Below are 23,614 nucleotides of genomic sequence, written 5' to 3'. Positions count from 1 at the left end.
CACACGTTGAAGACTCCCCGCTGAATTCAGTTCTACCGTGGCGCGGCTCGTACGGTGAGAATATGGGCAGGCTGGATGTGGGGGTCGAGACGAACATAGTTGCTCTGCCTCCAGCGGTAGGACTCGCCTGACAATTCGTCGTCGACGACGAACTCGGAGTTCCAGTCGAGACCGATGGCAGGCAGGTCAAGATCTACAGTTGCCTCGTGGGTGTGGTGTGGATCCAGGTTGATGACCGCCAGAACGACGTCGCCCAGCCCGTGCCTTCGTGTGGCCGTGTCATAGGCGCCCGGAAGTCGTTTCGACAAGCAAACGATGTCCGGTTGGTCGACCCTGTGGAACCGTAGGTTACGCAATTCCTGTAGCGCTGGATGCGCTCTTCGGAACAAATTCAGATGGGTGATGAAAGGAGCCAGGCTCCTGCCCTCCCGTTCCGCCGTAACCCAATCGCGAGGTTTGTACTGATATTTTTCGCTATCCAGGTATTCCTCGCTACCCGGACGAACCGGTACGTTCTCCGCAAGCTCGTACCCGGAGTAGACGCCCCAGCTCGGCGAGGCCACCGCGGCCAGCACGGCCCTGATCTTGAACGCGGGGATGCCGCCCTGCTGCAGGTAGTCGTGCAGGATGTCCGGCGTGTTCACGAACAGGTTCGGCCGCAGGTAGGCGGACGTCTCGTGGGAGAGCTCGCTGAGATAGGTCTCGACGTCGGACTTGGAGTTCTTCCACGTGTAGTACGTGTACGACTGGTGGAAGCCGGCCTTCGCCAGCGTGCGCATCATCGCCGGCCGGGTGAACGCCTCCGACAGGAAGATCACGTCCGGGTCGCTCGTGTGGATGTCGGCCAGCATCCGCTCCCAGAAGGCCACCGGCTTGGTGTGCGGGTTGTCCACCCGGAAGATCCGCACCCCGTGGGCCATCCAGTGCCGCAGCACCCGCCTGACCTCGTTGTAGATCCCCTCGGGGTCCCCGTCGAAGTTGATCGGGTAGATGTCCTGGTACTTCTTCGGCGGGTTCTCGGCGTACGCGATCGTGCCGTCCGCCCTGATCGTGAACCACTCGGGGTGCTCCTTGACCCACGGGTGGTCGGGCGAGCACTGCAGGGCGAAATCGATCGCGATCTCCATCCCCAGCTCTCTGGTGCGCCCCACGAACTCGTCGAAGTCCTCCAGCGTGCCGAGGTCGGGATGGACGGCGTCATGGCCGCCGTCCTCCGAGCCGATCGCCCAGGGCGAGCCGGGCTCGTCGGGCTCGGGGCTGAGCGTGTTGTTGCGCCCCTTGCGGTACGTGGTGCCGATCGGATGGATGGGCGGCAGGTAGACGACATCGAAGCCCATCTTCGCGATGGCGGGGAGCCGCTTGGTCGCTGTCTGGAAATTTCCGGACTTGGAGATGCCGAGCTCGTTGACCACCGCGCCTTCCGACCGCGGGAAGAACTCGTACCACGAGCCGTACAGCGCCCTGCGCCGGTCCACCCGCACCTTGTGCGACTTCGACCTGGTCACCAGCTCGCGGAACGGGTGCGCGTCCAGCAGCGCCAGCGTCTCGGGCAGCTGGGCGATGGACAGCCGCGCCCGGGGGTCCAGCTCCTCGTCACGCAGCGTGGCGGAGACCGACAGCAGCGCCGCCCGGTGCCCGCACGCGCTCTCGCCGTTGCCGTTCTGCGGTTTCCTGCTTCCGGTGCTGCTCTGGGAGCTCTTCTGCTGGCCGTTCTTGGGCGTGCCGTTCGGGCAGTCCGCCGGGCGCACGGCCTTGGCCGCGCGTTCGAACAGCCGGGCGCCTTCCTCGCACATGAGATCGGTGTCCATGCCGCGCGGGATCTTGATCTCCGCGTCGTGCAGCCACGTGCTGATCGGGTCGCTCCAGGCCTCCACGCGGTACAGCCAGTCGCCCTCGGCGGGCAGGCAGACCTGCAGCCCCCAGCGGTCGGTGCCGGGGGCGAGTTCGCGCATCCGTCTCAGGCGGCCACGCTGCCCGTCGGGCGCGGTGAGCACCACGCCCGCGGCCACGGCGTCGTGGCCCTCTCTGAATACGGTCGCCGAGACCTCGAAGGTCTCGCCGGCGACCGCCTTGGCGGGCCACTGCCCGCAGTCGACGACGGGGGAGATGTCCGTGATGGGAATTCGTCCGATCATCGCATTCAAGGGTTTGCGACGGCGCACTCGGTGCCGCCGGAGGCTTTCCGTGGTGGAGACTCCGCTACCCGCGGACGGACCGCTGGACGCGGCCTACCGTGGCAACAACGATCCTTGCATGTAAATTGTGGACAGCAGCGGATAGACCTCCCGAGTGTGTTCGCGGGAGTGCCAACAATGAGGAAAGTTGCCCCAATAGTCCCTCTTCATGCTTGTTCCCGGAAGGGGTTTGAAGGGGCTTCATGGGGGTGAAGGACTCAGAGGTCCCTCCTAGCCCGTAGGGTGCAGAAACGTGAGAGCTATCCGCCGGTTTACCGTCCGCACCGTCCTGCCCGCGGAGCTGGCCGCCCTCGGCGAGCTCGTGCACAATCTCCGCTGGTCCTGGCACCCGGAGACGATGGACCTCTTCGCCGAGGTCGATCCCGGCCTCTGGGAACAGGTCGGGCACGATCCCGTGGCCCTGCTCGGCGCCGTCTCGCCGACCAGGCTGACCGAGCTGGCCGCCGACCGCCGCTTCCTGCGTCGTCTCGCCGACGCCGCCGACGACCTGCGCGAATACATGACCTCGCCGCGCTGGTACCAGACATTGCCCGACAGCGCCGCCGCCGTCGCGTACTTCTCCCCCGAATACGGGATCGCCGCCGCGCTGCCGCAGTATTCGGGCGGCCTCGGCATCCTCGCGGGCGACCACCTCAAGGCCGCCAGCGACCTGGGCGTGCCGATCCTCGCGGTCGGCCTGCTCTACCGGCACGGCTACTTCACGCAGTCGCTGTCGCCCGAGGGCTGGCAGCTGGAGCACTACCCCTCGCTCGACGCCGGCGGCCTGCCGCTCAGCCTGCTGAAGGACGAAGAGGGCCCGGTCAAGATCCGCATCAGCCTGCCCGACAACCGCGTGCTGCACGCGCAGGTCTGGGTGGCGCAGGTGGGGCGCGTGCCGCTGCTGCTGCTCGACTCCGACGTGGCCGACAACGACACCGCCGCCAGGGACGTCACCGACCGCCTCTACGGCGGCGGCACCGACCACCGGCTCATGCAGGAGCTGCTGCTGGGCGTCGGCGGCGTACGCGCGATCAGGGCGTACTGCCGGATCGCCGGGCACGCCGAGCCGGAGGTGTTCCACACCAACGAGGGCCACGCCGGTTTCCTCGGGCTCGAACGGATCCGCGAGCTGACCGAGGCGCGCCTCTCCTTCGACGAGGCGCTGGAGGCCGTGCGGGCCGGGACGGTGTTCACCACGCACACCCCCGTCCCCGCCGGCATCGACCGGTTCCCCAGAGACATGATCGAGCGGCACTTCGGCGGCGACAACGCCTGGCCGACCGTGCCCGTCGAGCGCATCCTCGCACTGGGCGCGGAGTCCGACCCCGGCCGGTTCAACATGGCCGTCATGGGCATGCGGCTGTCCCAGCGCGTCAACGGCGTGTCCGAGCTGCACGGCGAGGTCAGCCGGGACATGTTCAAAGATCTCTGGCCGGGATTTGACCTGGACGAGGTGCCGATCGGCTCGATCACCAACGGCGTGCACGCGCCGACCTGGGTCGGGCGCGAGCTCATGGAGCTGGCCGGCCGCGAGCTGCCCTCGCTGCTGGAGCGGGCCCGCGGCTGGGAGGGCATCCAGAAGATCTCCGACGCCGACATCTGGCAGATCAGGGGCAAGCTGCGCCAGCGGCTGGTCGAGGGCGCCCGGGCGCGCCTGCGCCGCTCCTGGCGCGAGCGCGGGGCCTCCGACGCCGAGCTCGGCTGGATCGACGACGCGCTCGACCCCGACGTGCTGACGATCGGGTTCGCACGAAGGGTCCCGTCGTACAAGCGGCTCACCCTGATGTTGCGCGACGCCGAGCGGCTGACCGAGCTCCTGCTCGACCCGGACAAGCCCGTGCAGATCGTGATCGCCGGGAAGGCCCATCCGGCGGACGAGGGCGGCAAGAAGCTGATCCAGCAGATCGTCAAGTTCGCCGACCAGCACAACGTCCGCCACCGCATCGTCTTCCTGCCCGACTACGACATGACGCTCGGGCAGATCATGGTGCAGGGCTGCGACGTCTGGCTGAACAACCCGCTGCGCCCGCTGGAGGCCTCCGGCACCTCGGGGATGAAGTCCGCACTCAACGGCGGGCTCAACCTGTCGATCCGCGACGGCTGGTGGGACGAGTGGTACGACGGCACCAACGGGTGGGCGATCCCGACCGCCGACGGGGTGACCAACCCCGACCGGCGGGACGAGCTGGAGGCCGCCGCCCTCTACGACCTGATCGAGCACGAGGTGTCCGACCGGTTCTACGACCGTCCTGTCGACGGGCTGCCGCGGCGCTGGCTGGAGATGGTCAAGCACACGCTGGCCTCGCTGGGGCCGAAGGTGCTCGCCGGGCGGATGCTGCGCGACTACGTCGTGGGCCTCTACCTCCCGGCCGCCGCCTCCGCCCGGTCGCTGGCGGTCGACTCCTACGCGCCGGCCAAGGCGTTCGCCGCGTGGCGGGTCCGGGTGACCAGGGCCTGGCCGGGCGTCCGGGTCGAGCACGTCGAGGCCACGGGGGTGGGTGACACGCCCGAGGTCGGGGCGGCCATCGAGCTGCACGCCACGATCGCGCTCGGCGACCTGGAGCCGGACGACGTGCTGGTCGAGGCGGCCTACGGGAAGGTCGGGCCGCACGACGAGCTGATGCATCCGGTGTACGCGAAGCTGGCCGTGGCGTCCCTGGACGACGACGGGCGGGCCCACTACACGGGTGTCGTGCCGCTCGACCGTACGGGAGCTTTCGGATACACCGTACGAGTCGTTCCGCATCACCCGCTCGTCGCCACTCCCGGCGAATTGGGGCTGATCGCCGTGCCTGAAGAACCCGCAGGCATGACGAACGGCACATTGCGTTAAAGGGGCGGCATAATCAGGACGTGGACGACAGCGGGAACGGCCTGCGGGCTGACACTCTGGTGGCCACGGTCCGCGGTGTGCTGCCGTCCCTGACGCCTGCCGCCCAGACCGTCGCTCGCCTCATTCTGGAGAGCCCGGCGACGGTGGCGAGGAGCACCATCACGGAGCTCTCCGCCGCCTCCGGGACCAGCGAGGCCACGATCGTGCGCACCGCCCGGCTGCTCGGGTTCGCCGGCTATCCGCAGCTCAGGCTGGCCCTGGCCGCGGCGGCGGCGCAGCCCGACCGGCTGGTGCCCGGCGACCTGGCGCCCGACGACCCGCTGTCGGAGGTCATCATGAAGGTGGCGCGGGCCGAGTCGGAGGCGATCAACGACACCGTGGCCCAGCTCACCTCCGAGCGGCTCGGGCTGGTCGTGGACGCCATCGTCGGGGCCCGGCGGGTGGACGCGTACGGCGTCGGGGCCTCCGGGCTCGTGGCCGAGGACGTCGCCCAGAAGCTGCTGCGCATCGGGCTGTCCAGTCACGCCTTCCAGGACGCGCACCTGGCGCTGACCAGCGCCGTGCTGCTGAAGGCGGGGGACGTGGCGATCGGGATCAGCACCTCGGGGGAGACGCCCGACGTGATCGAGCCGCTGACCCGGGCGGGGGAGGCCGGGGCGACCACCGTCGCGATCACCAACAACCCCCGCTCGTCCATCGCGGAGCTGGCCGAACACGTGCTGATCTCCGCCGGGCGCGAGACGGAGTTCCGTCCCGGCGCCCTGGCCAGCAGGATCAGCCAGCTCCTCGTCGTCGACTGCGTGTTCGTCGGCGTCGCCCAGCGAACGTTCGACTCCTCTCAGGAGGCGCTCGCGAGCACCAGGCGCGCCGTCAAGGAGTTCACCCGGAGAACGTCACCTGCACGTCGTCAGCCTTGACGTACATCACGCGGTGCCCGAACTGGATCTCCCAGTACTTCGTCTTGCCCCGCACGACCTTGTGGTCGGCCAGGTCGAAGGTGACCGCCCGGTAATACTCGGCCGCCGCCGGGCCCGCGAGCGTGTACTTCTCACCGGCCGCGAACGTGTACTGCAGCGGGGTCACCGCCTGGTAGGGGATGCCCTCGGGGTAGGCCTCCTGCTCCGGGTACGCCCGTCCGTACACCGGGACCGTGGCCTTGCCCGGCTTCGGCGTCACGACCAGGCCCATGGACGGCACCGCGGTCGGCGCGGCGGCCGGGTTGTGGAACCAGGCCTTCTGGCCGAGGTACCAGATGGCCGTCCAGTCGCCCTGGCGCTCCGCCACCGCGAAGCGCTGGCCGGTGCTGGCGCGGGCGCTGTGGTCGTACACGCTGTAGAGGGAGCCGCCGGTCGGGTGCTTGCCGATGTCCTTGATCAGCGGGGCGTCCGCGCGCGGCTCGGTGCGCAGCCAGACGGTGTGGGCGGGCAGGGGCGGGCAGGCGGCTTCCGGGTTCTTGCGGTCACAGCCATAGAAGTACGGCTTATTCGTGGCGAAGTCCGGCTTTATCATGATCGATCCTGCCCGCGGACCGCCGAACTGGTGCAGCGGCGCGCCCATGAGCTGGAAGTAGTGCGCCCAGTCCCAGAACGGGCCCGGGTCCTCGTGCATGCCCCTGACCGTGGTCGGCAGGGTGCCGGGGACGTTGTCGTGGCCCAGGATGTGGGCGCGGTCGAGCGGCACGCCGTGCTTGAACGCCAGGTAGCGGACCAGGCGGGCGGACGAGCGGTACATCGCCTCGGTGTACCAGGCGCTGCCCTCGGCCAGGAAGCCTTCGTGCTCGATGCCGATGGACTTGGCGTTGATGTACCAGTTGCCGGCCTGCCAGCCGACGTCCTTGGTCTTGATGTGCTGGGCGATGTGGCCGTCGGAGGACCGTACGGAGTAGTGCCAGCTCGCGCCGTACTTGGGGTCCTGGTTGAGGCGGATGGAGGGCAGGAAATATCCCTCCATGTCGTGGATGATGATGTAGTCGACCTTCTGGCTGGCCGGCCGGTTCGCCAGGTCGTAGTGGCCGTAGTCGTCAGGAGGCAGCTCCTGGTAGCCCGACGGGATCCACTCGCAGGAGATCGACGCGGGGCACTCCACGCCGTCGGGGCGCGTGTGCCGCAGGCCGAGCTTCTCCAGCCACTTCTCGATCTTCTCCAGCCCGGGAAGGGCCGGCAGCTTGACCTTCTCGCCGTCGTCGGTCGTGCGCTCGGCGCCTTCCTCGATCGTCGAGAAGACCTCGTCGGCGAAGAACTTGGCCGCGCCCGCCTCATCGGCGCCGGAGTACTTGGCGACGGCGCCGTACCACTCGCCGGGCTCGTCGCTCAGGGGCGCGCCGAGCGCCTTCTGGTAGTCGGCCAGGATCGCCGCGCCGCCGCGGATGTTGGCGGCGTCGTCCGTGCGCAGCCGTTCGTGGCTCTCGCCGGTGAGCGCGGCGGCCTTCTCCATGGTCCGCAGCGAGGCGGGCAGGTCGGCGGGCGCGGGCTGGGCGCTGGGCGCGGGCAGCGGCCGGCCCTCGTCGCCGCGTGCGTCCTCCTCGCCCTCGCTGTGGTGGTTGGCCGAGGTGTAGGCGGCGGCGTCGGTCAGGTGCATGGGTCCGAAACCGGCGTCGCTGGACGGCTGGCCGGCGTGGGCGTCCCAGCGGGACTCCAGGTAGGAGACGCCGAGCAGCACGCTCTCGGGCACCTGGAACTCCTGGGCGGCGGCGGTGAACGCCTGCTGCCGGTCGGCCGGCTCCTGTGCATAGGCCGCGGTGAGGTTGCCTAAAGGCAGGACGGCGGCAATAGTGATCGCCAATAGTCTGCGCATGAACCGCTCCTCGGGACTGGGGGGCGCTAGGTGCAGTTCAGCGTCTCAACATTTTCCTTCGCAGGCGAGATCTTTGCGAAGATATTTTTCACCCCTTAACACTCCGGCTGAGTGCGGGGTCACTCCCCATGCGCTGATGGGGTCACGGTGGGCTGGGCGCCGGCTGTGGAAGAGGGCGCCGGCGCCTCCGCGGGGCCGGGGGTCAGGCCGGCGTAGGGGCCCATCCTGGACTTGACCGGGACGTTCAGGCGCACCGGGGCCAGGCCGCTGAAGGTGAAGGTCATCGGGACCGTGTCCCGCCGTACGCCGGTGACCGTGCCGATGGGCTTCTCGCCGGTGCCGACGGGATGGCCGGGCGGCAGCTCGATGGGGCCCGCGAGCTGTACGGCGCCGCCCCCGTCCACCGTGACGCGGTCGAGCCTGGCCGGTTTGCCGCCCTGGTTGATCAGGACCGCGTAGAGCGCCTGCTCGGGCGCGGGGGAGGCCGGGTCGGCGCCGCTGAGCAGGAAGACGTTGCGCAGGTGCAGCACCTTCTGCACGTCGGCGTTCGCCCCGTCGTTCTGCGGCCGCGTGGCGGTGGGATTGACGTCCGGCCGAGCACACCCGGCGGCGACCGCCATGACCACTACGACCAGGGCAGAGGTGATGAGGCGCATCGCCGGGCCCCCCTTTCGATCACGCAACGTTGTCATGCCGCTACCCTCGAACGTCCCCCCAAACCCAGCCCGCTCCGAAGCCCGTGCGGGCACGGCGTTCCTGCGCGGGGGATGGACCCGAGGCGGTGATCGTGCGACGCTCGGGCGGTGCCGGACTACTACCGCGACCTGGCCACCGACTACCACTGGATCTTTCCCGACGAGGTCGTGACCTCCCCCGGGGTGATCGGCGGGACCTCGATCGAGAGCAGGGAGTTCATCGAGGCGGCGGTCGGCGCCCTGCCGCCCGGCGCCGCCGTGCTGGACTGCGCGTGCGGCATCGGCACGGACGCCATGGCGCTCGCGCACGCCGGGTTCCGGGTGACCGCGACGGACGGCAGCCCGCTCATGGTGGCGGAGGCGCGCCGGCGCCTGCCCGGCGGCGTGCAGCTGCTCGCCTGCCTGTGGGAGGAGCTGCCCGCCGTCCTGCCCGGAGGCTTCGACCTGGTGCTGTGCCTGGGCAACTCGCTGGTGCACGCCGGCTCGCACCAGGCCAGAGTGGCCGCGCTCTCGGGGATGCGGCGGGTGCTCGCGCCCGGCGGCACGCTGATCGTCGACTCCCGCAACTGGGAGCTGCTCTACCGTCAGCGGCCCCGCATCGTGGCCGCCGACCGGGTCAGGGAGCGGGACGGCGTACGGTCCACGTGCGTGTACGTCTGGAACATCCCCGACAGCCTGGACGAACCGTGCCTGGCCGAGATCGTGCTCCTGCTGGAGAGCCCCGGCGGCGCGCTCACCCATCGGTGCTATCCGATCGACTTCCAGCCGTTCACGCCCGCCGAGCTCGACGCCGGCCTCGCCGAGGCCGGGTTCGCGGTCACCGGCTCCAGCTACCACCCCGACCGGGGCCGCTACGCCGTCACGGCTCGGAGCCCGGCCTCCTGACGAGGATCTGCCGCCAGTGCTCGGCCGCCTGGATCATGTCCTGGCTGGTGTGGTGGAGGAAGCGGGTGACGAGGTCCAGCCGGGCGCCCGCCGGGGTGTCCGCGCCGAAGACCTCGATCCCCTGCCGCATGGCCTCGGCCAGCATGGCGTTGCGCTCGACGCTGGCCAGGAAGGCCCGATACCAGACGTCGTCGTCGATGACGTAGCGCTCGCGGCGCGTCCTGGGGTCGCGTTCGCGCTGGATCAGCTCCTGATCCTCCAGGTACGCGACGGCGGTCGAGACCGAGGCCGGGCTGACCCGCAGGCGCTGGACCAGCTCCTTGGCGGTGATCGAGCCGGAGTCCGTGCCGTAGAGGCAGGTCAGGATCCTGGCCATCATCCGGGGCAGGCCCGTGTGGATCAGCAGCTCTGTCAGGCGCTCGTCGAACGCGCGCACCGCCTCCGGGTCGCGCCCGTGCGCCGCCGGGACGGGCTGCGGCGTCGCGGGAGGCGTCCGCGTGCGGCGGCGGGCGCGTCGTTCGGTCGCCTGATGGGCCCGGTCGGCCCGGTAGCCGGTCGTGCCGCCGTTGCGGATGACCTCCCTGCTGACGGTGGAGGTCGGCCGGTCCAGGCGCCGGGCGATCTCGGCGTACCCGAGCCCTTCTGACAGTCCCGTGGCGATGAGCCTGCGGTCCTGCTGCGTCAGCCTGCCTCCCGGCATGTGCACCCGCTTCCTTGTCGCTTCGGGCCAGTATTGCGTTCGACGGCATCCCATTGCAATAGCGGGTCATCCGAGAGTTGCGTTAAGTCGTTAACTCATTGCAATTTTCTTCCTGCATTGACCTGCTTGTATGCCGAAATATCGGCGAAAGGCGGATTGACAGAAATGATGAACGCAACGTAGCTTTCGATGCGAACCGAACGCGTACTATCGCGAATCCAGGGGGACAGAGATGACCAGAACCGAAGTGCGGCGCGTGCTCGACCAGGCAGTGAGCGACGGCGGTGTGCCCGGCGTCATCGCCGACATCCGAGACGCCCAGGGGGCGTGGTTCGGCACGGCGGGCGTGGCCGACACCGCGACCGGGGGCGAGCGCCACCAGGACGACCGCTTCCGCATCGGGAGCATCACCAAGGCGTTCACCTCGACCGTGGTGCTGAAGCTGGCCGCCGAGGGCCGGCTGAGCCTCGACGACACGGTGGACAAGTGGCTGCCCGGCCTGGTGCGGGGCAACGGCAACGACGGCGCCAAGATCACCGTCAGGCAGCTGCTCAACCAGACCAGCGGCCTCTTCAACTACTCCTTGAGCGAGCGGCTCATGCCCCAGTACGTCGGCCCCGCCTTCCTGGAGCACCGCTTCGACGATCACTCCCCGGAAGGGCTCGTCCGTGAGGCCCTGGCCAGCCCGCCCGACTTCGCCCCCGGCGCCGGCTGGGGCTACTCCAACACCAACTTCGTGCTCGCCGGGATGATCATCGAGCGTGCCACGGGCCGGTCGTACGCCGAGGAGGTCGACCATCGGATCGCCCGCCCGCTCGGCCTGACCGAGACGTACGTGCCGGGCGACGACACGAAGCTGCGCGGACCGCACGCCCGGCACTACTCGAAGCTGATGCTGCCCGAGCCCGACGCCCCCGTCCACGACGTCACCGAGCTGAACGCCTCCATCGGCTGGGCGGCGGGCGGCATGGTCTCGACGGCCGGGGACCTGCACACGTTCTACCGGGCGCTCCTCGGCGGCCGGCTGCTGCCGCCCGCGCAGCAGGAGGAGATGTTCACCGGGGTCTCGACCGAGGGCTCGCCGTGGATCCCGGACACGACGTACGGGCTGGGCGTTTTCTGGCAGCGTCTGCCCAGCGGCGTGACGGCCTGGGGCGGGGGCGGCGCGATCCACGGCTCGTGGACGTACGCGATGGGCAGCCGCGACGGCGAGCACTTCGTCGTGAGCAACGTCAACGGCGACTGGGGCAACCCCATCGCCATGTTCACCGAGCTGCTCGAAGCGGAGCTCTGCTCCTAGGATCCCGCTAGAGGACGAGTTTCAGGGCCGGGCGCTGGTCGGGCAGGCCGATCAGCTCGCGCACGCGGGTGATCGGCCAGGCCAGCTCCCTGGCGAGGGTGGCGGCGCTCAGCCCGCTCTCGCGGATGGCCAGGTCGAAGGCGTGGGCGAGCAGCACGGGCTGCTCGCCGGGATAGCCGGAGACGGGCTCGTTGGTGAAGCCCGGCTGGTCGCGCAGCGCGGCCAGCCGCTGGTAGGCGCGACCGGCGGCGGAGTCGGACAGCAGGCCCGTCTCCCTGCACCGGTAGAGCAGCGAATCGACCGACACGCCCCAGCTCTGCCGCAGCTCGGCGAGCCTGCGCAGGTCGGCGCGGAGCGGGAGCTGGGGCAGGATGCTGTCGCGCGGCGTGAGGAACTCCGCGGCGAAGGCGTCGGCCTCGCGCTCCTGATGGGTGTCTCCCGCCGCGGTGTCGCCGTGGAGGACCAGGTGGCCCAGCTCGTGGGCGGCGGTGAAGCGGTGGCGGTAGATGTCGTCGAACCTGTTGGGGGTCAGCACCACGATCGGCCGCGGCAGGCTGGAGGTGGAGAAGGCGTCGACGGTGACTGCGTCGGGGTCGTGGCGCGGCAGGGCGACGACGATGCCGTGGGCCTCCATGTGGCGTACGAGGTGGCTGATCGGGCCGGTGCCGAGCCCCCAGTGGGCGCGCAGCGCGCGGGCCGCGCCGGCCGGGTCGCGCGGCAGGTCCGAGTGCATCTCGCCGCCCGCGAACCCGGGCAGGTCCACCACCGGGAGCTGGACCCGCTTCTCCAGCGCGTAGGTCAGCTCCCACACCTGCTCCACGAACGCCACCGCCTTGGCCCGCTGGTAGGCGCGGGTGGAGCGCAGGCTGCGGAAGTGGGCCATGGAGCCGTCGAGCTTGCCGTGCGGACGGCCGGGCAGGAAGAACGCCATCGGCACGGCCAGCACCTCGGCCAGCGGCGAGATCAGGTCGGGGCGCGGGCGGGTGACGCCCGACTCGTATTGCCCGACCGCGGCGGGGGAGACGCCCAGGTGCTCGGCGACCTCCTTCTTGGTGAGCGCGGCCAGGTGACGGGCCTGGGTGAGGCGGGTGGCGTCGAAGGCGTCGGCGACGGCCTGCGGGGTCAGGGCGCCCGTGGTGAACCTCTTCACCGCTCGCGGCTTCTGGCCTGATCGGGCCTGATCGGGACGGCCTCGCTGATCGGCGCGGCGAGCCGCGCGGCCCTGGTCCGCGGGTTGAGCGCCGGCGTCGGCATGGCGCCCTGGTCGAACGCGGCCGCGGGCGCCTGCTCCGCGGCGGGCGCGGCCTGCTCGCGGACCAGCGGGATCTCCTCGCAGTGGTGCCAGCGCAGGCTGCCGGTGCGATCCAGCAGCTCGGCCTCGCCCCACCAGGCGTCGAGCAGCCCGGCGTGGGCGTTGCAGGCGTAGGCGATCAGCACCAGGCCGGTGCCGTCGGGCAGCCCGGCCAGCGCCTCGGCCATCGGCGCCGCCTGCGGCGCGACGTCGTGCAGCGCGAGCTGCCGCATCTGCGGCTCCGGCCCGAACCGCTGGAACAGCGCCTGCATCAGCGCGGACGGCCGCCCGTCGCCGATGCGGGCGCTCATCACGCTGATCGAGCGGTCCTTGGCGTAGCGGAACGGGAACAGCAGCTTGCCGTCCACCAGCACCAGCTCGTGGGGCGAGCCGGCGGGCTTGACGATCCGCACGTCGCCCATGTCCTCGAACGCCTCGGCCAGCGCCTCGAACTTGCGCGACATGAGCGTGAACCCGAAAGGATGCAGATGATCGGTCTGCGCCACCTTCTGCGCGTCGCGAGCGTTTTCCAGCGCGACGGACAGCGCCTCGGCGACGCCCTGTCTGATCAGGGGGACGCGCTGCCCGAACGTGTCGTGAGCCCACTGCGACACCAGCATGCGCGACCTCCGATCGCTTCAGTTTCCAACATCATAGACCCGCCACCGCTTCACGAAGCCGCTCCGCCGCGCGGAGGTCGGGACGTACCCGCGTACGTGTAGGACAATGTGCCCCGACCATGAGTTTTCCGGCGTTCAGAGGGCTTACGCGTGACCAGATGGACCGTCAACTGCTCGATTCTCTACACCGGCCTGCCGCTCCTGGATCGTCCCGCCGCGGCGGCGGCCGACGGGTTCGGGGCGGTCGAGTTCTGGTGGCCGTGGCCCGTGGCGGTCCCCGGCGATCGTGAGGTGGACGCGTTCGTCCGCGCGGTCGAGGACGCGGGGGTGCGGCTGACCGGGCTCAACTTCTTCGCCGGCGACATGCCGGGCGGGGACCGCGGCCTGGTCTCGTGGCCGGCGCGGGCGCGGGAGCTGCTGGACAACATCCCGGTGGTCGCGGCCATCGGCGAACGGCTCGGCTGCCGGGCGTTCAACGCCTTGTACGGCAACCGCGTCGAAGGCGCCGCCCCCGAGGAGCAGGACGAGCTGGCGGTGGAGACGCTCGCGGCCTGCGCGGGCGGCGTGGCGGGCACCGTGCTGCTGGAGCCGGTCAGCGGGGCCCCGCGCTATCCGCTGCGCATGGCCGCGGACGCCGTGGCCGTGCTCGACCGGCTGGGCGGCGTGCCGGGTCTGGGGCTGCTCGCCGACTTCTACCACCTGGCGGTCAACGGTGACGACGTACCGGCCGTCATCGAGCGGTACGGCCCGCGCATCGCGCACGTGCAGATCGCCGACGCGCCCGGCAGAGGCGCGCCCGGCGAGGGCGCGCTGCCGATCCGCCAGTGGATCTCCCAGGTCCACGCCGCCGGGTACGACGGATATGTCGGGCTCGAATACCGCTCGGACGGCGAGGACGCTTTTGGCTGGCTGCCACGCGAGCAACGCTCGGACGGACCTTCGGACGGCCCCTCGGACGGACCTTCGGACGGACCTTCGGACGGACCTTCGGACGGCCCCTCGGACGGACCTTCGGACGGCCCCTCGGACGGACCTTCGGACGGACCTTCGGACGGCCCCTCGGACGGACCTTCGGACGGACCTTCGGACGGACCTTCGGACGGACCTTCGGACGGACCTTCGGACGGACCTTCGGACGGACCTTCGGACGGCCCCTCGGACGGACCTTCGGACGGCCCCTCGGACGGACCTACGGACGGCCCCTCGGACGGACCTACGGACGGACCTTCGGCCGGTCCCTCGGCCGATCCCTCAGCTGGACCTTCGGCTGGGCCCTCGGCCGGACCCTCGCTTGGAACCTCGGGAGGAACATCGTGACCACCATCGCCTTCATCGGCCTCGGCATCATGGGCAGCCCGATGGCCGTGCACCTGGCCGCCGCTGGGCACGCCGTGACCGGCTTCAACCGGTCGCCGGGCAAGGCCGGACCCCTGACGGAGGCGGGCGGCCGGGAAGCCGGATCGATCGCCGAGGCCGTGACGGGCGCGGAGGTCGTCGCGCTCATGGTGCCGGACTCTCCCGACGTACGCGACGTGCTGACCGGCGACGACGGCGTGTTCGCGCACGCCGCGCCCGGCACGCTGGTCATCGACTTCTCCTCGATCCGCCCCGACGTCACGCGTGAGCTGGCGGACGAGGCGGGCCGCCGCGGCCTGCGTTACCTCGACGCCCCGGTCTCGGGCGGCGAGGCGGGCGCGCGGAACGCGGCTCTGTCGATCATGGTGGGCGGCGAGGACGAGGCGTTCGAGGCGGCCAGGCCGATCTTCGAGGCCGTCGGTAAGACGGTCGTCTACGTGGGCCCGAGCGGCGCCGGTCAGACGGTCAAGGCGGCCAACCAGCTCGTCGTCGCCGCGAACATCGAGGCGCTGGCCGAGGCCGTGGTGTTCCTGCGCGCGCACGGGGTGGACCTGGAGGCGGCGCTCGACGTGCTCGGCGGCGGCCTGGCCGGGTCGGCGGTGCTGGCGCAGAAGCGCGCCAACATGCTCAATGACACCTTCGAGCCGGGTTTCCGGATCGAGCTGCATCACAAGGACATGGGCATCGTCACGTCGGCCGCGCGGGAGGCCGGGGTCGTGCTGCCGCTGGGCGCCCTGGTCGCCCAGCTCGTGGCGTCGGCGAACGCGTGCGGTGACGGCGCGCTCGACCACTCGGCGCTCCTGAAGGGCGTCGAACGCCTCTCCGGAGCCTCGTAAAGCCAGTTCCAGCGTTGTCACTCCATGTGACAGACGCCTCTCCGAGCGGCTACTCAGTGTAATCGTCGCTGTTAGTCGTTGCCCATGTTCTCATCGCGATCATGGCATCCCCATGCGGCGACCGCCGCCGCCACCGTCTCCCTCCTGGTCCTGGCTCCCGCCACGGCCGTCGCCGCACCCGCCGAGCTGCCGCCCGCGCTGTCGGCCACGGCCGCGTACGAGCAGCTGGCCGGCCTCACCGTCGCGGAGCCGCGCCCGATGGCGGGCTACAGCCGCAGCCGCTTCCCGCACTGGGCGCAGCAGGGCCACGCCTGCGACACCCGCGAGACCGTGCTCGCCCGCGACGGCGCGGACGTCGAGCAGGACGGGCAGTGCCGGGCCGTGCTGGGGATCTGGCACAGCGAGTACGACGGCAAGGACTTCACCAGCGCCTCCCAGCTCGACATCGACCACATGGTGCCGCTGGCCCAGGCGTGGCGCTCGGGAGCCGACACGTGGACCGACGCCAGGCGCAGGCAGTTCGCCAACGACCTGGACGGCCCGCAGCTCATCGCAGTCTCTGCCGCCTCGAACCGGTCCAAGGGCGACCAGTCCCCCGACCAGTGGCGGCCGCCACTGCGCAGGTACTGGTGCACGTACAGCCGGGCGTGGATCGACATCAAGTCCCGCTACGAGCTCACCGTCACCGAGCCCGAGCTGGCCGCGCTCACCGAGATGGTGGGGACCTGCAACCTGACCGACGGTGAGTGAGTGGGCGCCGGACACTTCGAAAGCAGCGTCGTCGCCGGGCCTGGCGGCGTGATGACGGGCGAGGCCGGCGTCATCACCGGTGAGCTGACCGTACGGACGGAGACCGGCGCGGGGCGGGTCAGCGTACGCATCCAGTACGTGGGCGCGGACGAGTGGTACGAGGTCGAGGGCAGCCCGCTGGAGACCTCAGGCGCTCCCGTACCGCAGCTCCACCAGGAGATCCTTCAAGCCGTACGGCGCGGGATGCCGGACGGCCTGGCGGGCTTCCAGCCTGCCGGTTGACCCGACGCGGCCCCGGCGACCCGGTCGTCGCCGGGGCCGCTCTCGTGGCGCTCAGCTCCGGTCGTCGGCGGGGTCACTCGTGTGGCGCTCAGCTCCCGTCGTCGCGGGGGCCGCTCGCGTCACGCTCAGCTTCGGTCGTCCCCTCCTCGGAGAAGCGCCTGATCAGCTCCTCGGCGGTCATCGCCGTGCCGGGCGGGGCTGGCGCCGGGTGGGTGCGCATGCCCGCGAGCACGAGCCGGACCGTACGTTCCCGCAGCTCTTCCTCCAGGCCGGCGGGCAGCGTCGGCAGCCCCCGGATGACCAGGCCGGCCACGCCCATCACGTCGCCGGCCCCGACGTCGGGACGCAGCGCCCCCTCGTCGTGTGCCGCGGCCACGATCCGATCGAGTACGTCCAGCAGGCGTGCCCGCATCTCGCCGATCTCCGGTGCGGCGGCCACGTGGTGCGGCTGAGCGCCGGCGACCGCGGCGAGCGGGTCCAGCCGGAGCCCGGCGCAGCCGTGCACGAAGCCGCTCAGCGCGTCCCACGCCCACGTCTCCTCCGACCGCGCGGCCTCGGCCAGGGCGACCATGCGATCGAGCCCGTCGGCCAGCACGGCATGGGTGAGGGCGTCACGGTCGGGGAAATGCCGGTACAACGTGCCCGCTCCCACCTGGGCCTGCCGGGCGACCTCGTCCATCGTCGCCCCTGGGCCCTGCTCGGCGAACACCGCCCTCGCCGTCTCGATGATCTGCTCCCGGTTGCGTCTGGCGTCCGCCCTGAGGGGACCCGTGGTGCGCATCGGTTCTGCCGCCTCTCGTGTGCTTCGAGATCATTCGACTTCAGTTCCTAACGAAGAATAACGTCCGTAATCGGAGGGAATTTCTCCGTTTACGCAGATCGTCGGGCCGTGGATTGTCGGTGGCGTCGCGTTCAATCGGGGCCATGGACATGCAGGCACGGCAAGGACCGTTCTGGGACGTGTGCGCGGGCCGGGTGCCCCCGCCGCCCGCTGCGGAGACGCTGGGCTGGGAGTTGCTGAGCGTCGATCCCGAGCAGGGGACCATCGAGGTGGCCTTCCTGGCGAGTGACCGCTTCGTCAACCCCGTGGGCGCGATCCAGGGCGGGTTCCTGGCCGCGATGCTCGACGACACCCTGGGCCCGGCGCTCGTCGCGACCCTGCCCGACGGCCAGTTCGCGCCGACGCTCGACCTGCACGTGCAGTTCCTGCGCCCGGCCCGCCCCGGCAGGCTCGTGGGCCGGGGCAAGGTCGTGCGTCGCGGCAGACAGGTGTGCTTCATGTCGGGCGAGCTCCTCGGGCCCGACGGCGAGCCCGTGGCCGTGGCGACCGCGACGGCCCACATCCAGGAGATCAAACAGCGCTGACCGTGACGGCCCGAATCCAGGCCACGGTGACCGCTGCGGCCCGCAGTCAGGAGATCCAGCGGTGGCGACCGCGACGCCCTGCGTCCGGGCCGTCAAACAGCGCTGACCGGCCGCACCAGGAGATGATCACGCAGTACGCCGAGTGCCGGCGCCCAGGCGCTCCACATCACATAGCCCGCGAAGTTGACCTGGTCCGCGCCGGGCACGGCGAGCGGCGTGAGCCACGGCCCTTCCCGAGCCGGATCGGATCGCCGCGCGCCGGGCCGCGTTCTCGGTCGACGAACAGGTGTTCCCGCGTACGCACGCCGCCGCCGACGCCATCGCGGCCTACATCTCGACCGACCAGTTCCGCCGGGGCCTGGAGCGCGTGCTCACAAGCCTGACCTAAGAGCTCGCGAGCCGGTCACGTCCGTTCTCTCGGGGTACGTGACTGCCATGACGCACATCATCGATCGCGAAGCCGTCCGCGACCTGCTCGCCGGTGGCGGGGCACAACTGGTCGAGGTGCTGCCGGCGGAAGAGTACGCGTGGGCGCACCTGCCCCAGGCGGTGAACCTCCCACTCGGCGCCCTCGACCGTGCGGCGGCCGGCGCGCTGGACGGCGGCCGCCCCGTCGTCGTCTACTGCCACGACTGGCTCTGTGACCTGAGCCCGCGGGCCGCCCACCGCCTCACGCACCTCGGCTTCGGCCAGGTCTACGACTACGCGCTGGGCAAGACGGACTGGCTCGCGGCCGGCCTGCCGTACGAGGGGGAGGCGACGCTGGTGTCCCGCACCGTGCGCCACGACCCGGTGACCGCCGCGCCAGGCGACCGGCTGAACGAGCTCGCCGAGCGCATCATCGCCGACCCCGCCGGCCTGGCTGTGGTGGTGGACGAGGACGACGTGGTCCAGGGCGTGATCGGCTCACCCGAGCTCAAGGGAGCCGACCTGGACGATCCGGCCGAGCGGGCCATGCGCGTCGGCGTGACCACCGTACGGCCGAGCGAGCAGCTCGAACCGCTGGTCCGGCGCATGGACCGGGCCAAGGTGGACCACGTCGTCGTCACCAGGGCGGACGGCACGCTGGTGGGGCTCTTCGGGCTGGGCGACGTACGCCCGCCCGAATCGGAGTCCGACCAGGGCTGACCCGCCCGGCAGAAGCCGGAGCCCGACCAGGGCTGACCGGCCCGCTCGAAGCCGGGGTCCGATCAAGGCTGACCCGCCCCGCAGAAGCCGGAGCCCGAGCCGGCTCCTGCGGGGGACCAGGGTCAGCAGGCGGGTCAGCTGACGGCGCCGTTGCTGCTGGGCCGCCGGTCCAGGCGGAACGAGGGCTGCCCAGGGTTGCCCGGCTGCGCGTCCAGGGACTTGTCGTCGAGGATCGGCACGGCCTCCTCGGCGACGAAGACCCGCACATCCTCCTTCTGTACGACCTGGTCGCCCGCTTCGGGCGTGCTGGCCAGGGAGAGCTCGAGCGTTCCTGCCTCATCGGCCTTCGGGGCGATCCGCAGGCCCGCCTGGGTGGGAATCTCCTCGTCCACCATGAGGTCGCGGATCGCCACCACGGCGTTGTCAGTCAGTGTCAGCACAGCTTGCTCCTTCGTCATCGAGAACAACCCTCCGCCTAACCACCCACCCCCGCCCCAAACGCGGACGCCCGGAATGCGGGCGCCCGCCCCGGGTAGCGGAGCCCCATGGGAAAGAGCGACAAAGCCGTCCTGGACGCGCTGCTCGACCGTTACGGCCGCACGTTCGCGGACGAGGCCGGAATCAAGCTTTCCGACCAGCCGAAACCGCTGTACCAGCTCCTGGTCCTGGCCACCCTGCTCAGCGCGCGCATCTCGGCGGAGGTCGCCGTCGCGGCGGCCAAAGAGTTGTTCGCCGCGGGGTACGCCACGCCCAAGGGCATGCGGGAGGCGAGCTGGCAGGACCGCGTGGACGCCCTGGGCCGCGGCCACTACCGCCGCTACGACGAGCGCACGGCCACGATGCTCGGCGACGGCGCAGACCTGCTGATCGATCGGTGGAAGGGCGATCTGCGCCGTCTTCGCGACGAGGCGGACGGCGACGCGGGCCGGATCCACGACCTGCTGACGGAGTTCCCCGGCATCGGGCCGACGGGCGCGGACATCTTCCTGCGCGAGGTCCAGGGCGTGTGGTCCCAGGTCGCGCCGCACCTGGACGAGCGGGTGCTGGCGGGCGCGGCCAAGCTCGGGCTGCCGCGCCAGGAACGCTCGCTGGCCCGGCTGGCGCACTCGGACGACGAGCTGGCCCGCCTGTCCGCGGCACTCGTACGGGTGTCGCGCAGCGAGAAGACGGCGAAGGAGATCAAGGCCGCCGCCACCGGCTGAGCGGGATCAAGGCCGCCGCCGGCTGAGCCCCCGGAGCGGGACGAGATCGCTCTGTTAGGTTCGAGCCATGGGTGAGTTCGTAAGCGTCGAGGTGGCCGACCAGATCGCCACGATCCGTCTTGACCGTCCGAAGATGAACGCCCTCAACGGGCAGGTCCAGCGGGAGCTCGCCGAGGCGACCCGCGAGGTGGACGCCGACCCGCAGGTTCAGGCCGTGATCGTCTACGGCGGCGAGCGGGTCTTCGCCGCCGGCGTCGACATCAAAGAGCTCGCCGACATGTCCTATGCCGACATGTCCACCCACTCCCGTACGCTCCAGGCCTGCTTCACCGCGGTCGCCCAGATCGGGAAGCCGGTCATCGCCGCCGTCACCGGCTACGCCCTCGGCGGCGGCTGCGAGCTGGCGCTCTGCGCCGACTTCCGGGTCGCGGGGGAGTCGGCCAAACTGGGCCAGCCGGAGATCCTGCTCGGCATCATCCCGGGCGCGGGCGGCACCCAGCGCCTGCCCCGCCTGATCGGCCCGGCCAGGGCGAAAGACCTGATCTTCACCGGCCGCCACGTCGGCGCCGCCGAGGCCCTCTCGATCGGCCTGGTGGACCGGGTGGTCCCTGACGAACAGGTTTACACCGCCGCCCTCGAATGGGCCGCCACCTTCGTCGGCGGTCCCTCCGTCGCGTTGCGCGCCGCCAAGCAGGCCGTGGACCGGGGCCTGGAGGCCGACCTCGACACGGGCCTGGAGATCGAGCGGCTGCAGTTCTCCGCTCTCTTCGCCACGGACGACGCGAAGATCGGCATGCGGGCGTTCACGGAGAAGGCCAAAGCCAAGTTCACCGGCCGCTGATCCACCGGGGCGGCGGGCAAAGGAGACCCATTCGGGAAGCACGTCCATAGAGATATGGGTTTGCCAGTATGGTGGCGTTCCATGATGCGCGTCCCCGTCCCCGCCCGGCTCCGGAAGACCGTGCGTACGTGGTTCGATTCCCGCTACATCTCGATCGCCGATCATCGCCAGGACATCAGGGACGCGCTCTGGGAAGTCCAGACTCTGCGCCGCGAGATGGCGACGCTGCAGGGCGAGGTGGAACGGCTCAGAAAGGGCCGCCCGGCCGCCCCTGACAAGCCTGCTGACAGGGCGGCGGAAAAGGCCAGGCTCGACGACACCCACAGGCTGGCCCAGGAGACGGCGAAGGCGCTGGACGGCGTGCTGCAGAACGAGGTCCTCGTCTGGCAGGCCATCGACGACCTGCGCGCGGACGTACGGAAGCAGGAGCACGGCCCCGGGCCCGCAGGGGAGCAGCAGCCGTGCGCGTGACGTGGGCGGCCCAGGCGACCGGCGCCGGCCTGACGTTCCGGCTGGACCCCGAGGACGAGATCACCGGGAAGGCCACCGACGAGCACCCCGTCAAGCTGGCCATCAACTCCTGCTCCATCGGCGGCGTCCCCGGCGACGCCCACCCCGACCTCTTCGCCGTGGCGGCCTGGACGGTCGTCGCGCCGTGGACCAGGAAACGCGTCACCTTCGACCGCGCGATCTCGCCCGAGGTCGCCGAGGCCCTGCACAGCGGGTGGGGGATCGAGGCGGGACCGATCGGGGCGCAGGCCCGTCAGGCCGGGAAGACGCTCGCCATCTCCTACAGCGGCGGCGCGGACTCGGTGGCGGCGGCGACGGTCTATCCGGAGGCGCCGTTCGTGCACTTCCGGCGGGTGCCGCACACGCGCGTGCCCAACCGCTGGCCGCACTACCGCTCCGACGTGCTGGCCAAGCTGGCCGCGGAAACCGGGCGCGAGCTGTCCACCGTCACGTCCGACCTGGAGTTCACGCTGGCGGAGCCGCGGCCCGGCTACCCGGAGCACCACGCGGTGGCGGCGGGGGCGTTGCTCCTCGCCGACCGGCTGAACCTCGGCGGCCTCGGATTCGGCTATGAAATCGGTTCACGGTGGCTGGGCGGGGGGCGCTACTTGTGGCGCTACACGCCCGACAACCCGATGTGGTCGCCGCACGGCGTGTGGGGGCGGTTGTTCGCCGCGGCGGGCGTGCACATCGTGCTGCCCGTGGGCGGCGTGAGCGAGGCGACCACGATGCGCCTGGCCCTGAACTCCGACCTCAAGGACCAGGTGCGCTGGTGCCTGCGGGGCACCGACGGGCCGTGCCGCAATTGCGGGAAGTGCCTGTACAAGGAGCTCATCCAGGCCGCCGTCGAGCGCCGGCCGCTCGACACCCCCGTCACCGCCGACCGGCCGATCGCCCGCAAGTACCTGCGGAAGCCGCCCTACGGCGGCCAGGAGATGATCGAGTACGGCCTGGCGCGCGTCCCCGGCATCGAGAACACGCTGTTCGCCGACGCACTCGACTACTTCGAGGCCACCGAGGAGTCCACGAGCTGGCTCGACCACTGCTACCCGAGGGCGATCGGCGAGATCCCCGCGCAGTGGCGCGACCAGGCGGCCGCGTTCATGTCGGCGCAGGCCGGGATGATGACCGAGGACGAGGTACGGCGGGTCGAGACATGGGGTTCCTGACCCCGGCCCGGTTTAGGCGAGGAGCAGGCGCGTGAAGGTTTATCTGTCGGTGGACATGGAGGGCGTGACGGGGCTGACCGACCCCGAGGAGATGCACGCCGGCAAGCGTGGTTACGAGCGCGGCTGCGAGCTGATGACCGCCGACGCCAACGCCGCCGTCGAGGGGGCGTTCGACGGCGGGGCGGCGAGCGTGCTGGTCAACGACGCCCACGGGTCCACCAAGAACCTCCGGATCGATCTCCTCGATCCCCGGGCGACCCTGATCAGAGGGCCGGGCAAGGCGCAGCGGATGGCGCAGGGGCTGGACGGCTCGTTCCAGGCCGCGTGCTTCGTCGGCTACCACGCCCGCGCCGGTGTCCAGCACGGCGTGCTGAACCACACCTGGATGGGCAAGGAGATCCAGAACGTCTATCTGAACGGCGACCTGTGCGGCGAGACCCGGCTGGTCGCCGCGTGCGCCGGGTTTCACGGGGTGCCGGTCGTGCTGGTGACCGGGGACGAGGCCGTCGGCGAGGAGGCGCGCGAGCTGCTCGGCGACGTCGAGACGGTCGCGGTGAAGAAGGGGATCGACAAGTTCTCGGCCGAGCTGCTGCCGCCCAGCGTGGCCCAGGCGCGGATCCGTGAGGCGACGGTCCGGGGGCTTCGCCGGTTGAGCGACTTCACGCCTTATCAGGTGGCGGCGCCGTACACGCTGGGGGTGGAGTGGAACTCGACGGCCATCGCCGCGGCCGTGTCGCTGGTGCCCGGGGTGAAGTCCGTGGGGTCGCGGCACACCGAGTTCACCACCGACGACTTCACGCAGATCATGGCGCTGTTCGGGATCTTCGCCTCGATCGGCGGTCAGATCGCCTGTGGCAGCGGGCCGTACGGCTGAGCTGCTCGTA

Annotated in this window: 23 protein-coding genes; 15 read left to right on the top strand and 8 right to left on the bottom strand. The window is 70.8% G+C overall.

The genetic code is table 11. From position 1 onward, the window contains the following. Nucleotides 1–32: 32 nt before the first annotated feature. Entirely contained in the window at nt 33–2,135 is a 2,103-nt protein-coding gene (locus ABEA43_RS25960) for an alpha-1,4-glucan--maltose-1-phosphate maltosyltransferase (RefSeq protein ID WP_345565672.1), read from the bottom strand. Nucleotides 2,136–2,427: 292 nt separating this feature from the next. Here ABEA43_RS25960 and glgP point away from each other — a divergent pair, with 292 nt between their 5' ends. Both glgP and ABEA43_RS25950 read left to right on the top strand, forming a co-directional pair. Beyond that, nucleotides 2,428–5,007, top strand: a complete 2,580-nt coding sequence (gene glgP / locus ABEA43_RS25955; protein ID WP_345565670.1) for an alpha-glucan family phosphorylase — start codon at nt 2,428–2,430, stop codon at nt 5,005–5,007. Nucleotides 5,008–5,027: 20 nt separating this feature from the next. Beyond that, nucleotides 5,028–5,924, top strand: coding sequence for a MurR/RpiR family transcriptional regulator (locus ABEA43_RS25950; RefSeq protein WP_345565668.1), 897 nt, complete (start codon nt 5,028–5,030; stop codon nt 5,922–5,924). Here ABEA43_RS25950 and ABEA43_RS25945 read toward each other — a convergent pair. Continuing rightward, entirely contained in the window at nt 5,887–7,800 is a 1,914-nt protein-coding gene (locus ABEA43_RS25945) for an N-acetylmuramoyl-L-alanine amidase (protein WP_345565667.1), read from the bottom strand. The two genes, ABEA43_RS25950 and ABEA43_RS25945, sit on opposite strands and share 38 nt — an antisense overlap. Before the next feature lie 119 nt (nt 7,801–7,919). Beyond that, nucleotides 7,920–8,456: a copper chaperone PCu(A)C gene (locus tag ABEA43_RS25940; protein WP_345565665.1), complete on the bottom strand. Its 537-nt coding sequence runs from the start codon at nt 8,454–8,456 to the stop codon at nt 7,920–7,922. Nucleotides 8,457–8,603: 147 nt separating this feature from the next. On the opposite strand from ABEA43_RS25940, the gene ABEA43_RS25935 reads away from it, so the two are divergent. Then, nucleotides 8,604–9,380 (top strand): class I SAM-dependent methyltransferase, encoded by a 777-nt coding sequence (locus ABEA43_RS25935; RefSeq protein ID WP_345565663.1) that lies wholly within the window; start codon nt 8,604–8,606, stop codon nt 9,378–9,380. Here ABEA43_RS25935 and ABEA43_RS25930 read toward each other — a convergent pair. After that, nucleotides 9,355–10,080, bottom strand: a complete 726-nt coding sequence (locus ABEA43_RS25930; protein WP_345565662.1) for a GbsR/MarR family transcriptional regulator — start codon at nt 10,078–10,080, stop codon at nt 9,355–9,357. The two genes, ABEA43_RS25935 and ABEA43_RS25930, sit on opposite strands and share 26 nt — an antisense overlap. A 232-nt stretch (nt 10,081–10,312) precedes the next feature. On the opposite strand from ABEA43_RS25930, the gene ABEA43_RS25925 reads away from it, so the two are divergent. Continuing rightward, nucleotides 10,313–11,380: a serine hydrolase domain-containing protein gene (locus ABEA43_RS25925; RefSeq protein ID WP_345565660.1), complete on the top strand. Its 1,068-nt coding sequence runs from the start codon at nt 10,313–10,315 to the stop codon at nt 11,378–11,380. Between the two features lie 7 nt (nt 11,381–11,387). On the opposite strand, the gene ABEA43_RS25920 is transcribed toward ABEA43_RS25925, so the two are convergent. Together ABEA43_RS25920 and ABEA43_RS25915 are read right to left on the bottom strand one after the other, a co-directional pair. Next, complete coding sequence (locus tag ABEA43_RS25920; protein ID WP_345565658.1) at nt 11,388–12,530, bottom strand: helix-turn-helix domain-containing protein; 1,143 nt, start codon at nt 12,528–12,530, stop codon at nt 11,388–11,390. Next, nucleotides 12,527–13,291: a hypothetical protein gene (locus tag ABEA43_RS25915; RefSeq protein ID WP_345565656.1), complete on the bottom strand. Its 765-nt coding sequence runs from the start codon at nt 13,289–13,291 to the stop codon at nt 12,527–12,529. The genes ABEA43_RS25920 and ABEA43_RS25915 overlap by 4 nt, the downstream gene beginning before the upstream one ends. Before the next feature lie 150 nt (nt 13,292–13,441). On the opposite strand from ABEA43_RS25915, the gene ABEA43_RS25910 reads away from it, so the two are divergent. From ABEA43_RS25910 to ABEA43_RS25895, 4 genes are all read left to right on the top strand, one after another. After that, nucleotides 13,442–14,608, top strand: coding sequence for a hydroxypyruvate isomerase family protein (locus tag ABEA43_RS25910; protein WP_345565654.1), 1,167 nt, complete (start codon nt 13,442–13,444; stop codon nt 14,606–14,608). Then, entirely contained in the window at nt 14,605–15,483 is an 879-nt protein-coding gene (locus ABEA43_RS25905; protein WP_345565652.1) for a 2-hydroxy-3-oxopropionate reductase, read from the top strand. Before ABEA43_RS25910 ends, ABEA43_RS25905 begins: the two co-directional genes overlap by 4 nt. Before the next feature lie 84 nt (nt 15,484–15,567). Continuing rightward, nucleotides 15,568–16,233, top strand: coding sequence for an HNH endonuclease family protein (locus tag ABEA43_RS25900; protein ID WP_345565650.1), 666 nt, complete (start codon nt 15,568–15,570; stop codon nt 16,231–16,233). Continuing rightward, entirely contained in the window at nt 16,234–16,515 is a 282-nt protein-coding gene (locus tag ABEA43_RS25895; RefSeq protein ID WP_345565648.1) for a hypothetical protein, read from the top strand. Between the two features lie 88 nt (nt 16,516–16,603). Here ABEA43_RS25895 and ABEA43_RS25890 read toward each other — a convergent pair whose 3' ends face one another. Next, on the bottom strand, nt 16,604–17,296 hold the full coding sequence (locus ABEA43_RS25890; RefSeq protein ID WP_345565647.1) for a TetR/AcrR family transcriptional regulator: 693 nt from the start codon (nt 17,294–17,296) through the stop codon (nt 16,604–16,606). Between the two features lie 143 nt (nt 17,297–17,439). On the opposite strand from ABEA43_RS25890, the gene ABEA43_RS25885 reads away from it, so the two are divergent. Further along, nucleotides 17,440–17,880 (top strand): PaaI family thioesterase, encoded by a 441-nt coding sequence (locus ABEA43_RS25885; protein WP_345565645.1) that lies wholly within the window; start codon nt 17,440–17,442, stop codon nt 17,878–17,880. A 435-nt stretch (nt 17,881–18,315) separates the two neighbouring features. Then, on the top strand, nt 18,316–19,008 hold the full coding sequence (locus ABEA43_RS25880) for a rhodanese-like domain-containing protein (RefSeq protein ID WP_345565644.1): 693 nt from the start codon (nt 18,316–18,318) through the stop codon (nt 19,006–19,008). Nucleotides 19,009–19,142: 134 nt separating this feature from the next. Here ABEA43_RS25880 and ABEA43_RS25875 read toward each other — a convergent pair whose 3' ends face one another. Next, nucleotides 19,143–19,448, bottom strand: coding sequence for a Fe-S cluster assembly protein HesB (locus tag ABEA43_RS25875; protein ID WP_345565643.1), 306 nt, complete (start codon nt 19,446–19,448; stop codon nt 19,143–19,145). Between the two features lie 105 nt (nt 19,449–19,553). Here ABEA43_RS25875 and ABEA43_RS25870 point away from each other — a divergent pair, with 105 nt between their 5' ends. From ABEA43_RS25870 to ABEA43_RS25850, 5 genes are all read left to right on the top strand, one after another. Continuing rightward, nucleotides 19,554–20,210, top strand: coding sequence for an HhH-GDP family DNA glycosylase (locus tag ABEA43_RS25870; protein ID WP_345565641.1), 657 nt, complete (start codon nt 19,554–19,556; stop codon nt 20,208–20,210). 67 nt (nt 20,211–20,277) lie between these two features. Then, entirely contained in the window at nt 20,278–21,051 is a 774-nt protein-coding gene (locus ABEA43_RS25865; protein ID WP_345565640.1) for an enoyl-CoA hydratase/isomerase family protein, read from the top strand. Between the two features lie 81 nt (nt 21,052–21,132). Continuing rightward, on the top strand, nt 21,133–21,522 hold the full coding sequence (locus ABEA43_RS25860) for a hypothetical protein (RefSeq protein WP_345565638.1): 390 nt from the start codon (nt 21,133–21,135) through the stop codon (nt 21,520–21,522). Beyond that, on the top strand, nt 21,513–22,730 hold the full coding sequence (locus tag ABEA43_RS25855; protein ID WP_345565636.1) for a DUF6395 domain-containing protein: 1,218 nt from the start codon (nt 21,513–21,515) through the stop codon (nt 22,728–22,730). Before ABEA43_RS25860 ends, ABEA43_RS25855 begins: the two co-directional genes overlap by 10 nt. A gap of 31 nt (nt 22,731–22,761) precedes the next feature. Next, nucleotides 22,762–23,604, top strand: coding sequence for a M55 family metallopeptidase (locus ABEA43_RS25850; protein ID WP_345565634.1), 843 nt, complete (start codon nt 22,762–22,764; stop codon nt 23,602–23,604). Nucleotides 23,605–23,614: the final 10 nt, after the last annotated feature.

It is taken from the genome of Nonomuraea rosea (genome assembly GCF_039539705.1).
Lineage (GTDB): Bacteria > Actinomycetota > Actinomycetes > Streptosporangiales > Streptosporangiaceae > Nonomuraea > Nonomuraea rosea.
Note: the sequence above shows the minus strand (reverse complement) of the source record. Positions and strands in the feature narration are given on the sequence as shown.